This is a genomic window from uncultured Porphyromonas sp., from assembly GCF_938023125.1.
Lineage (GTDB): Bacteria > Bacteroidota > Bacteroidia > Bacteroidales > Porphyromonadaceae > Porphyromonas.
The window spans coordinates 78,248-90,642 of the sequence record NZ_CALHDW010000018.1 but is presented as its reverse complement, the minus strand read 5'-3'; the positions used below and the strand labels follow the sequence as shown (position 1 = coordinate 90,642).

8 protein-coding genes are annotated in these 12,395 nt (G+C 48.9%); all 8 read left to right on the top strand.

The genetic code is table 11. From position 1 onward, the window contains the following. Window positions 1-16 precede the first annotated feature (16 nt). Window positions 17-640 (top strand): hypothetical protein, encoded by a 624-nt coding sequence (locus tag Q0090_RS06515; RefSeq protein ID WP_297948913.1) that lies wholly within the window; start codon window positions 17-19, stop codon window positions 638-640. Between the two features lie 17 nt (window positions 641-657). Then, entirely contained in the window at window positions 658-1,965 is a 1,308-nt protein-coding gene (locus Q0090_RS06510) for an acetyl-CoA hydrolase/transferase C-terminal domain-containing protein (RefSeq protein ID WP_297948911.1), read from the top strand. A 707-nt stretch (window positions 1,966-2,672) separates the two neighbouring features. After that, a complete protein-coding gene (locus tag Q0090_RS06505; protein WP_297948909.1) occupies window positions 2,673-3,860 on the top strand; it encodes a fimbrial protein in 1,188 nt (395 codons plus the stop codon). Window positions 3,861-3,994: 134 nt separating this feature from the next. Continuing rightward, window positions 3,995-4,930 (top strand): FimB/Mfa2 family fimbrial subunit, encoded by a 936-nt coding sequence (locus tag Q0090_RS06500; RefSeq protein ID WP_297948906.1) that lies wholly within the window; start codon window positions 3,995-3,997, stop codon window positions 4,928-4,930. A 53-nt stretch (window positions 4,931-4,983) separates the two neighbouring features. Beyond that, entirely contained in the window at window positions 4,984-6,321 is a 1,338-nt protein-coding gene (locus tag Q0090_RS06495; protein WP_297948904.1) for a FimB/Mfa2 family fimbrial subunit, read from the top strand. Window positions 6,322-6,332: 11 nt separating this feature from the next. After that, window positions 6,333-8,387 (top strand): fimbrial protein, encoded by a 2,055-nt coding sequence (locus Q0090_RS06490; protein ID WP_297948902.1) that lies wholly within the window; start codon window positions 6,333-6,335, stop codon window positions 8,385-8,387. 5 nt (window positions 8,388-8,392) lie between these two features. Continuing rightward, window positions 8,393-10,027: a hypothetical protein gene (locus Q0090_RS06485; protein WP_297948900.1), complete on the top strand. Its 1,635-nt coding sequence runs from the start codon at window positions 8,393-8,395 to the stop codon at window positions 10,025-10,027. A 269-nt stretch (window positions 10,028-10,296) separates the two neighbouring features. After that, entirely contained in the window at window positions 10,297-12,294 is a 1,998-nt protein-coding gene (locus Q0090_RS06480; RefSeq protein WP_297948898.1) for a T9SS type A sorting domain-containing protein, read from the top strand. Window positions 12,295-12,395: the final 101 nt, after the last annotated feature.

Below are 12,395 nucleotides of genomic sequence, written 5' to 3'. Positions count from 1 at the left end.
TGCATCCATCATTCCTATGAAGAATAAAAAGAATCTATTGCTCCCGATGGCTATGCTCCTCTTGGGGGTAGCCTTGCTAGGGGCATGTTCTACAAAGAAAAAGCAAGAGATGAATCAAAAAGAATCGGAGTCTTCCTCCGCCATCCTCGTTGGGATGCCGCTCGGACCCGGGGAGGGCAATACCCCCGGAGAGGTCCGTCCCGATCGAATTGGTGCCGGACGCCCTATTGCGGCTGCCCTGGCTCCCATCATTATTTACAAAACCCGCGGAGACTATCGCGAGTTGGTCCCTATTCAGTTGTCTAACGATGGTAAAACTATCGTTAGTTACCCCTCTCGCTACGACTTGGGGGAACCCGGAGCTTTTTCTACCCCTTTGCTACTGGATGCCGGCTACCTGGTAGACCGCCGTGGCGTGGGGCCTCACTCCGCCTTCCTCAAGCTCACGTACGACGAGTACTATGCTCTCCCCAATGATCCCTCTATTACCGAATTGCTAGGGTGGGTGATCGATAGAGAGCCTTTTACCTTCTTTGCCGTATGCGATCAGCGCTATTTTAGCGCTAAGAGCAAAGAGGAATTCGAACGCTATATTGCCGAGGGGATGCCCGGAGCAAACGTACTTATCACAACGAAATAAATCTGTTTCCTAACGATATGAATTGGCAAAAACATTACAAAGAACACCTTGTCTCTGCCGAGGAGGCAGTGCGCCGCTCGCTTTTTGAGGGCGCAAATGTAGTAATTGGGAGTGGGGCCGCTCATGTAGACCTCTACATAGAGGCTATGTACGCACAGCGCGAAACCATGCCCCATATCAATCTCTTCCACGTCCTTTACTTTGGGAAGGCTCTCTATCTCCTACCCGAGATGAAAGAGAAGGTCCACCCCATGGTCAACTTTATGGACAAGCAATCGCGTGCAGCCTATAAAGAGGGGTTGCTCGACTTCTTGCCCTGTCACTTCCATGAGGTGCCGGCTCTGCTCAAAGAGGGTTTCTACCCCGTGGACGTAGCTGTGGTACAGCTCTCTCGCCCCAATGCTGAGGGCGTTTGCTCTCTAGGGGTATCGTGCGACTACTCTCGTGCTGCCGTAGATAAGGCACAGGTGGTAGTGGGGATTCTTAATAAACAGATGCCCTTCTTGGGCGGAGATACCGCCGTACCCGTAGAGCGTCTCGATTATATTATCGAAGAAGATGCGCCTCTCGTAACAGTGCCTGGGGGAGCCGTTGGCCCCGTGGAGGCTAAGATTGGGGAGTATTGTGCCTCTCTTATTGGCGATGGAGCTACCCTACAGCTCGGTATTGGAGCTATCCCCGATGCCGTTCTCAACAACCTGCACGACCGCAAAAACTTGGGTATCCACACCGAGATGTTTACCGATGGGGTGATGAGGCTCATGCAGAAGGGTATTATCAATGGTAAGGCAAAAACGCTCTTGCCCGGCAAGGTAGTCTCTTCCTTTACCTTTGGTTCTCAAGAGTTGTATCAGTTCCTCCAAGGGAACGAAGACGTTGCCATGTATCCGGTGGACTACACCAATGATCCCTATGTGATTGGCGAAAACGATAATATCGTCTCCATCAATTCTTGTATCGAAGTGGATCTTACGGGGCAGCTTACAGCGGAGAGCATCGGCTATTCTCTATTCAGTGGATCGGGAGGGCAGGTGGACTTCCTTCGCGGAGCCAAGCGCTCTAAGGGCGGTATCAGCATTATAGCCATGCCCTCAACAGCACGTGGCGGCGAATTGTCACGTATTGTTCCCGTCCTCAAAGAGGGTTCTGTGGTAACGACCGGCCGTAACGAAGTCGATTACATCGTAACGGAGTTTGGTATCGCCCGCCTGCGTGGTAAGACGGTGGCTGAGCGTGCTCTTGCTCTTATTTCCATAGCGCACCCCGACTTCCGTGAGGAGCTGGAAGAGGCTGCTCGTCGCATGTTCCCCTACCTCCGTAAGTAGTCCGCCCGTCGGGCTCTTTCGGTAGATTTGTTGGCTTAGAGCAGAGACGAGGGGCTAGCCGGCTAGGTCGCTTTGGAGTCTCTTGCTCCCGCCAATAAGTTCTTTTCCCCATAATTTATATTCTTGATTGCCCTGCGGCGGAGTCTCTTGTAGCTCTGTCGCAGGGTTCTTTTTGCCCCGTAAGTTGTTAAACCCGCGTCTGTGTGGGGGAAACGGGCCTAGTGACGTGCGAATTGCACACTGTCTGCTTTTTGAGAATTTACTGCCCTGTTTTTGTTCCGTTTTTGGCTGATTTCTCCACCTATTCCTGGGTGGAAAATCTATTTTTTCTGCCCGAAATTCGAAAAAAAATCACTCAAGAGCCGATTTTGTTTTTAGGCAAGAATATGAGGCTGTGACAAGCCGTTCCGAACTACCCTAGTAGTACACTTTGGCTGGAACAGTGAAGAATGTTCGAAAAAGTATCTGCTTATTGGGAATTTAGTTCTATCTTTGCCTCCGAAACAAGACGCCAAAGAGTAACTATTGGAAGAATCTCGGGAGTTATCACACTTCACTTGCTCTAGAAAGGGTGGCGGATAAGTTCTTCTTCGAAAATCGGAAGAATCTTACAAGTCGGCAAGGGGAGGTGATACAAAAAGTAGTTCAGACTACGCATATGACACACATAATCAAAGTTTAATAGTAAAATAAAAAGTATGGTTCAAATGAAAGCGAAAGTTTTAATGACAGGCCTTTTTGCACTTGCACTGATGGCTGTTGGCTGTAAGAGCAACAAGGAAAACGATCCCAAAGAAAACGGGACTGCAAAGATTAGCATCGCAGTAGGTGGTAACACAGAAATGCGTACCTATGGCGATCAAACAGAAGAAAAGAACATCCAAAAGCTTACTGCCATCATCTATAAGGGTGAAGTACAGGAAACAATCAAGGAAGGCGTTGCTGGTGCTTCTGAAGTAAAGGATATCGAGTGTACTGCCGGTGCTCGTACATTGGTGGTTCTTGCTAACGTTCCCGCTACCATGGATCTCGTGGGTAAGACTAAGACCGAACTCGAGAACATGACTTATGAGTTGGCTCAAGATGCTGATACGCACAACAAGCTTCTTATGACCTCTGAGTTTACTGCTGTAACTCTCAAGGCTGGTAAGAACTACTATGGTTATGCTTCTACTGTAGGGTCGGCTTCTGATGAACACATCGCTCCGGGTGCTCCCCTCAAGATTAAGCGCGTACACGCTGCTATCGGCTTCGAAGGTGTAACGGTAGCCTTTAAGCCCGAGTATAAGGACTATACAGTGAAGTTCGATAATGGTGCTGTTTTGGCTTTGATCGCAAAGAAGACCTCTAAGATCTTTGGTGCAAGCCTTTACAACGCTGCAGATCAAGCATTCCTCCGTGGTGAAACAGTTGCTTCTGGTGCATTGACCCCTACCTCTCCTGCTACATATACGGACGCTGCTTGGCTTAAAATTGCTGTTAGTCATGCAGACGTTAAGACTTCTGCTATGGGTAAGGGTTTCTATGTACTTGCAAATGAAAGTACAACGAATCCTACCATCCTCTGCCTCAAGGGTACGCTCCTTCAAAAGAATGGTACTGCTTTGACTCCTGCTCAGATGCAACAAGCTTTTGCTGCCGGATGGATTGTTTCTGCGACAGATGCTACTACCTACTATCCTGTAATCATTAACAGAACATCTAGCAACTACACCTATACCGGTGCTACAGTAGGTCGTGATAAGATCGAACGTAATACCAAGTACAACGTGACTCTCAAGATCACAGGTCCTGGTACGAACAAGCCCGAAGACATCCCCGATGAAAAGGCTAACCTCGACGTTCTTTGTGAGATCGTAGAGTGGGTTGTTGTAAACCAAAACGCTACTTGGTAATCAGAGTCTCTCTGGTTCCCTAATAACCAAAGGGAGAGAAGAGGGGCACTCCCCCTCTTCTCCTCCCATATCCCTCCCTCTCTGTAAAGCTGGAGACACCTTTGATAGATCTCCTTTATTAGTAAAACAATAGTATGCGCAACACAAAGATTTTATTACTAGCCTTCTTTAGTCTCTTTTTGGGTATGACTTGCTTGCTGAGTGGCTGTGTATATGAAGACCTCTCACACTGTCCTCGCCCCTTTTACCTCAAGGTGAAAGCAATAAATGTCGACAATGAAGATATAACCTCCGATGGAGCGGTGCAGAGTGTTGTGCTATTCTTTTTCGATGAGGCGGGTAATCTCCTCCGCACCGAAGAGTTAAATGCCGCACAAATTGCCGCCAGGGAGCCTATTTTGGTAAAGCCTAGTGGCGCATCGAAGATCACTTGTGTGGCTTGGGGTAATCCCTCAGAAAAGGATCGCAGAGATTTTGCTTCGATCACCAAAATAAATGACCTATACGTACGTCTTGTATCTCAGAATGGGATTGCACAATCCCCTACGGACCTATTTGCCGGTAGTATAGCACACGAGATAGAGTACGGCCTTGACAAAGAAAATAGCACCATCACGGTAGAAATCTCACGTCGCACGGGAGAGGTGACCATCACCGTCTTGGGTTATAGAGCTTGGGCAGAGCGCCTCAAGTCGTCTCCGCTACGCGCATCCCAGACCCTTACCGACGCCATTATATTGGGTCCTACGCCCGATACCTATATCATTCATGATAAATTGGACGGACAGCTCGTGTCTTACCAGCCCAAGGGTGAGCTCCAGAGCGATGGCAACCTAATCGTTGCACCGTTCCGTGTATTCCCGACTATAAATGCCCAGACTCCGTTGGTACTCGATTTGTATGCCAATGGCACTAAGCAGCTCTCCTTCACAGAGAGTCGCGACGGCAAAAAATATATACCCCAGGTGGGTCGCATGCTCAATATCCTTATCGACTTGCGCACAGCCGATCTCAATTGCTTGGTAGAGATTACCCCTTGGGATGTTGTGCATCAGTTTGCAATATACTAATGCATACGTAGTACAGACTGTCAAACCCTCATGTCAGAATCAAAACCTAAAAGATGAAACTAAATAGTCCCATAGCCTTCTTGAAGGTCCTGCTGTTGGCCTCAACCCTCTTGCTTGCTGCATGTTCTCGCAAAGGGGGAGGGGATGTTAATAGTGACCAGGAGGCGACCATCAGTTTGTCGCTGCCCGATGCTCAACTTCGTGGAGGTGTTCTTTTCACCGGAGATCAAGAGATTGCCAAAGTGCGTATCCTTGTTTTCAAGGGAGAAGGCCTTGATGTACAGAAGCTGTTTACGGCCAATACCACCGAATTTGTCAATCCGTTTTCTCTGGTAGCCCATGCCGGTCCTCGCAAGATCTACGTGATCGCCAACGAGAGTACAACCCTTGGTGCACGCCTTTCGTCCATCGTTTTTGAGCGTGATCTCAAGGCGGCTTTGTTGGATGATTTGTCGGCTTCGGCCACCTTGCCCCTTGTCTTTACGGGCGAGGCTCAGGCGACCCTCCGCTCCGATCAGACGGTGCAGGCTACAGTTCCACTCCAGAGGGTTGTGGCTAAGGTCACCCTCTCGCTCAAGCATCACTCTGCAGCGGCTTCAGATCAGGTGCAGATCCGCAAGGTGCTCATCAACCGATTGGCCAAAAAAGAGCCTCTTCTCCCCCGTACTACCGGCTTTACGCTAGGTACGCCTTGGGAATGGACGAAGACGGAGACCATGCCCCTCGTTAATAATGATGCCAACTACAAGCCCTATATAAAGGAGGATGCGCCTCTCTATATCTACGAGAATTTGGGTTCGGTGGCAGACACCGCAGGGCGCGCCCCCATCCTCATGGTTGAGGCTCTATACAATGGTATTGCTACGAATTATTACGCTTATGTTAATGACAATAGTAGCTCTGCTGATCACCATTACTCCATCAAACGTAACCACCACTATAAGCTCACGGGCGATATTACGAAGTTGGGAGAATACTCCTTCTTGAAGCTAACAACCCAAGTATTGCCTTGGGATGTGGAGAATTTATCGCACACGATTTTGGAGCCTATACAGAGCAAGCTAGAGCCCCATACGGTTTTTACGGGGCCCAACTACGCCTCTCAAGAAGAGCCTTTTAGGGTTACGATCCGTATTAAAGCTACCGAAGGAGCCCGCTGGAAGGCTACGCTTACCAATGGCTTGGAGTTTGCCCTCGAAGGGGATACCTCCGGAGATGCCAATGCGAATAGAGACTACACGGTGATCATTAAGCCTTTGAAGCGGATGGGTAATAAGCCCCGTAAGACCGAACTCTACTTTATGGTAGATGGAAAAGAGGTTGTTCTCAAAAAAGAGAGTGGGCAACGCTATACCCGTATTGAGATTATACAGAAACCAAGATTTATCTAGTACACGAAACGATGATCCGTAAATACATATTCCCTCTAGTCCTTACTACCATTGCCCTCTTCTGTGCAAGTGTAGGGTGTACCAGAGAGACTCTCAACGATAGAACGTCTCAAGCCGGAAGTGATGCACTATTGCTTCAGCTACAAGTTGCACAGCCCGAAGAGTTGCCTGCAGCGCAGTCGGCTCTGCGTGCCACAGAGGCCGGAGAAGATGCTTACAACGAGAATACGATATCTTCTGTCACAGTGCTTTTCTACAAAGGTGGTCAGCTCTTCTGGCAAAGCAGAGAGAGCGGGCAGGGTGGAATCACCCCAGATGCCGGCGTGACCACCCCAGGGCATCACTATATTATCCCGGTGCCCGATGACAAGAAGGCGCAACTCAACGGGGTAAACAGCTTCAATGTGTACGTTGTATGCAACAAGGGCTCCTTCTCGGCACCTACTACAGAGGTAGATCTTCTCAAGGTGCTCGTGACCAACGATGTTAGTGCAGTAGCTCCCACAAACTTTGTAATGCTAGGGAGCGCATCTAATAAGCAGATCGATATGTCTACCCAAGCCGGGCGGAATCTAGGGTCTATCTCCCTTAAGCGTGTGGCTTCGAAGGTGCGCATCCTACAGCCTGTTTTCGCCATAGAAAACTATGTGCAAGTGGGAGACGTTCAGGTCAAGCTTCGCAACTATGCAAATCAAGGTTACTTGGGCACGGGAGAGAATCTCTCTACAACCCAGTATAATGCAACAGACTATCGCTCCGTAAACGAAGTGATTGCCGGTGGCAAAAAGTCGGCACATTTCTACTCCTATTATAATGAGTGGACGCAGCCTACGGATCTAGCCCATCGCCCCGAATTCGTAGTGATGGCAAGATTGAAGAAGGTAGGCGAAGCCGATAGCCAGGCCAAGGCTTATTACTACAAGGCTCCGATAGAGCCTGCACAGAAAAAGCTCGAGTCTAACAAACTCTATGAACTATCGCTCCGAATCGAGGTTATTGGTTCGCCCACATCCGAAGATCCGGAACCCGTATCAGGGACTGTCTCAATAGAGCCTTGGACCCTCCACGACGATACCTACAACCTCCCCAAGACGGAGTTTCTCGTAGTGGATGAGCACAACATCGTGATGAAGAACGTCACTCAGTATAGCGTTCTCTATCGTTCCTCCAATTTGCCCGTAACCCTTACGATCAAAAAGGTATATTGCACGTTTGTGGATGACCAAGGGGTGCTACGCACTACTAATTATACCCCGGGCCAACCCGAGTATCCTACCATCACTAATGATGCTGAGCTGATCCATATCACCTCCTCTATTCCGGTAAATAATGTGCCTAAGTACATTGAGTTTGAAGTAACCAATGGGGTTGCCGGTCTTGTTGAGAAGGTAACGGTAAAGCAGGTGCCTGCCATTTATATTGAGCACACCATGGGGATAAAATCGAGTATGCGACCCAATGGGACTTTTAATCCGGGTTACGAGAGTCACCTCAATAATAAGGCTATGTATCGGATCCAGGTCTTAGTCCCCCCTGCAGGGATGGTCGTTGGCTACCCTATTATGGCTCCAAAGATTTTTTATGATGGATTGATCAATAAAGGAACCCACGACTTGACCGAGGATAATCTGGAGACTTCTAAGATGCTTTCTCCTTGCTTTGAGCTCGCTTCCCAGTTGGGGGCAAATTGGGCGCAACCCTATATCAGTCATAAAGGGAAATTGGGGATGAACTATCCCAATAAGCCTCAGATCTCCCACCCTAGTGCCATTTATCATTGTGCAACCTATACAGAAACAAGAAGAAGACCCGATGGTAGCGAAGAAGTCCTTGACGATTGGAGACTCCCTACCGAGGCTGAGATTAGGTTGATCGACCAGTTGCAGAATGATGCCCAGAGTGCCGTAAAACGAATCATGACCGGGAGGTACTATTGGGACTGTTATTCGGCAAACAATGCAACACTAATGAGTAATTCCGGAGGGCCGGGGGCTAATTTGACTACTGCAACGAATGCCAGCGTGCGCTGTGTGCGTGATGTAAAAGATAATACGGTTGATAGATGAAGGCAATGAAAAAAATACTCCTCTGCCTGGTGACCCTAGTGGCGCTCTCGGCATGTACATCTAAAGAGACTCCCTCTCTTGTGGGGCGGGAGCCGGTAAACTTCTCCATCGATATGCCCGACTTCTCCGCTATGCGTAGTGGCGCCATAGATGAGAGTGCGATCAACAACCTCGAGTTGTGGGTCTTCGATCAAGATGGGCACTTTGTAGAGAAATCGACAGCAGTCCTAGCCTCTGCTGCCGGGACAACGCGGGCTTATTCCGCTGCTATTGTGCCGAGCTCTGAGCCTCGTATCATCCATTTTGTGGCCAATGCCCCCTTGGGGAATGAGAGCGATTGGCTCGGAAAAGACGAGAAGGAGATGCTCCCCACGGTCAATGCCGCCGTTTCTACAGCCATCCCTATGTGGGCTCGTAAGACCTATCCGAGTGTACAGAAGAACTCCCATTTGGGTTCGGTATCGCTTCTTCGCAACATGGTAAAGTGCAATCTAATTGTACAGACTACCGATGTTAGAGAGGCTTCTTATAGCATCTATAATACGCTAGCGAAGGGTACATTGGCACCTTTCGATCCTACGGCAGCTACTCGAGATCTCACCTTTAGAACTCCCGTTACTACCCCCACCGAGCCCGGTGGTGTGGCTATTGACAACACTAAGCCCTGGCAAACGGCGGATGGAACGGAGCCCTTCTATGTGTACGAGCGTGACAATATGACCTCGTCTACAGTGCCCTGTATCATCCTAAAGGCGAAGTATAAAACAGATAGTTATTTCACCTATTACAAGGTAGACTTTGTAGATAAGAACGATAAAACCATTCGTCACCACCTCCTGCGTAACCACTATCTCAAGGTTACAATTACCGGTGCTATGGTGCGTGGGCATGCTACTCCCGAGTTGGCTCTTGCAGCTGCTGCTGGGAACAATGTTGCGCTCTCAGAGGAAGTACAAGCATACCCCTCTTTCTCCGATGGCGTAGGGCGCCTAGAAGTGGATAAAACCTTCTTTGCTTTTGCCAATGATGAGCGTACGGCTACCTTCAATGCCCGCTATTTCCCCAATCAGGCTTCTACAGTACAAGATAATGGCAAGCTCACGGTGAAGTTCGCCGGAGAGGCAGTGCAAGGTGCTACGGTGAATGCGAGTGGTTTGGTTTCTCTCCAGCTTGCTCCCCAGCCAGCCCTAGGAGACGGGGTACTTACCGGAGAGGTAATCGTAGGAACCACCGGCAATGCCAACCTCAAACGCATTGTGCGCATAGAGGTTCGTAGGAATTACGACTACAAGAACTTTACCGTAAATGGTCAGCTCAATCCCTCAACGCTCTATGTCGCTAACGTGCAAGGAGCTTCTTTGACGCTTGACTTTTACCTCCCCGAAGAGTTTAACGATGCTCTTCTCCCCACTAAATTTAGACTCTATACAGAGAACTTCTATCCGGTCAGTGGGCAAGGTTTCTCTTTCGAACGAGTTGGCGGAAAAACCTGCTATGTATGCACTCTCTCGAAGCCTCTACCTGCCGACCGACACATTACGTGGCAGTTTAAGTCCAATCGCGGAGCCTCGGCGGAGACTATAGAGCTACGTTCTCTCGATGGATGTTTTGCTCCAAGAGTAATTCAAATCACGAACTAATCCAGTTCGCTAAGAGAGTAATATCTAAAGCAACCCCCTCCCTTTTGTTTGATGCAAAGGAGAGGGGCCTCTTTTTTAGAGAAGAGCATTCTGTTCCCTTCTCCCAAGAAGCGAGCACTATCTTAGGGCATTTTGCACTGTAATTCGGTCTATATAGAATCTTTTTGTAACTTTGAGCGAAGGGAGGGATCTCTGTTTGAGGCTCTCTTCTCGAGTGGAAATCTCCCTCCTTATCGCTTTTTGAATATCTAAGAAGTTGCTAGACTCCTATGAAAAGAAGAACTACAATTATGGGCCTCATGGTTGTGATGATGGCTCTTTTTTCCTCTGCTTTTGGGCAGCCGCTTTCCCGGCAGTCTAAAGCCAAAACCCCATTTCTTGTTTCCCTTAGGACGAAGCATCTTCTCCCTACGGACGATAAGAATCTAGCCACTCAGCACACTACCTTACGAGCTTCGGAGCCGGGGGTTATTACGATGGAGCACAACAAGCCCACGGGGCAGACTGTCATTATCTCCACCTCCATCCCAGATAGTCAGATAGAAGGCCTGGAGTTTGATCACAATGAGTGGGATGAGTATCAAATAAACGAGACTCGTTACTACAAATTTACCTCCAATAAGGTCACCTTTAAGGGGTCAGAAGCCTATCCTCTTACCATGCTCTCTGTGGAGAATTGCGCCATCACCAAAATTGACCTTACGCAGTGCCCTGGGTTGGCAGAGCTTTTTATCAATAATAATCCGGAGTTGAAGGAACTAGATCTCAGCAAAAGTACTGAGCTTAGGACCATTGGTGCCGGATTCACCGGGCTTACTTCCGTAAGCGTTGCCAACCTAAAGAATCTGTCGGTAGCCTCTTTTGCCCCTTCGGCTCTTGTGGATGTGGATATTGCGGGCTGCGACGAATTGAAATTCCTTCTCCTCTTTGGAAATAAGATAAAGGGGGTGAAAATGACCAAACTGATGAACGACCTCCCCGATCGCAACAAGGATAGAATGGACGAGGGGTGGCTCTTTATTACGGGCGATAACCCCCGATATACCGAAGGAAATATCTGCTTGGTGAGCGATGTGAAAGTGGCAAGAAAGAAGCACTGGAGGATAAAGGATGAGGATCGCAAAGACTATAAGGGAGCAGACTATATGCCTTCTTATACAGAGGATAAGATCACCTTTACCACCGAGATCCCCGTCCGTAAAGAGATCCATATGCGTATTGAGGGCGTAGATGATGCCGATTTTAAAGTGGAAGGTGCCGAGTTTTGGCAGTATCACTATAGGCGTGATGAGTATATCCTGACAAGCCAGACTGTTACCATAACAGGTAAGGTGGGCTACCTTGATCTCTCCGAGTGCCGCATCTCTTCTCTCGATATCTCCGGTAACAAGGAGTTGGAAGTGTTTCTTTGTACGGATAATTTCAAGATCAAATCGCTCGACCTCTCTCAGCACGTCAAGCTAAAGCGGGTGGATATCTCTCGCTGTCCTATTCGGGAGTTGAACCTCCAGAATGCCAAAGACCTTGAGTCTTTTGTGGCTCTCTCTACTCGTCTCAATAAGATCGATATAGCCCCCTCGGATAAGCTTACAGAGCTACAGTGTAGCAATACCACGCTCTCGGGAGTAGAGCCGTCTAAGTGGAAAAACCTTGAAAACTTGACTTTGGCGGGCTGTGGTTTGACTGAGTTGGATCTCTCCAAGAACGAGAAATTGGAGATGGTGCAGCTACATGCCAATGAATTTGATAAGCTTGTATTTGCAAGCCCGATGCTGTATAGTGCTACTGTATTCCTCAATAAGATACAGGGGGCCGATATGACGCGCATGATGCAGTCGCTCCCTCGCCGTTACGAAGGAGCCCAGCCCCAAGCGGCTATCGTGGTATATGGTATGGGGCAAGAAGACGAGAAAAATGAATGCTTAGATACCGATGTAAAGATCGCTCTCGATGCATTCTGGAAAGTCTATCAGGTAGATGCGGACTTCAACGAGTCCCCCTACAGTGGTGTCCCCACGGCTAATGCTCCTACGATTTCGGGAGAGGCTGCTATTGCAGTTTACCCCAATCCGGCTAGTGATCTCATCTTTATCTCGGGGGTATCGGACCAAGAACCGGTACAATTGTACGGATTGGATGGGCAGATCTTGCTCCAGGTGATACCCATAGAGGGCTTGGCACGCTTAGACGTGAGAGCTATCCCCTCGGGAGCCTACGTTGTGCGTTGTGGCAAAGAGGCCTATCCGGTACAAATCTCACACCGCTAATTGCCTTCGGCTCGAAGACTCAATTGGAAATAGAGAGAGGGGGATGCCCTGTAGGGGAGTCTCCCTCTCTCCTATAAGGAGTGGGGGATGAATGCCTTCTC

Excerpts from the sequence above, each read along its gene's own strand:
- Q0090_RS06500 (WP_297948906.1), top strand. The coding sequence starts at position 3,995 with ATGCGCAACACAAAGATTTTATTACTAGCCTTCTTTAGTCTCTTTTTG.
- Q0090_RS06515 (WP_297948913.1), top strand. The coding sequence starts at position 17 with ATGAAGAATAAAAAGAATCTATTGCTCCCGATGGCTATGCTCCTCTTG.
- Q0090_RS06505 (WP_297948909.1), top strand. The coding sequence starts at position 2,673 with ATGAAAGCGAAAGTTTTAATGACAGGCCTTTTTGCACTTGCACTGATG.
- Q0090_RS06485 (WP_297948900.1), top strand. The coding sequence starts at position 8,393 with ATGAAAAAAATACTCCTCTGCCTGGTGACCCTAGTGGCGCTCTCGGCA.
- Q0090_RS06510 (WP_297948911.1), top strand. The coding sequence starts at position 658 with ATGAATTGGCAAAAACATTACAAAGAACACCTTGTCTCTGCCGAGGAG.
- Q0090_RS06480 (WP_297948898.1), top strand. The coding sequence starts at position 10,297 with ATGAAAAGAAGAACTACAATTATGGGCCTCATGGTTGTGATGATGGCT.
- Q0090_RS06490 (WP_297948902.1), top strand. The coding sequence starts at position 6,333 with ATGATCCGTAAATACATATTCCCTCTAGTCCTTACTACCATTGCCCTC.
- Q0090_RS06495 (WP_297948904.1), top strand. The coding sequence starts at position 4,984 with ATGAAACTAAATAGTCCCATAGCCTTCTTGAAGGTCCTGCTGTTGGCC.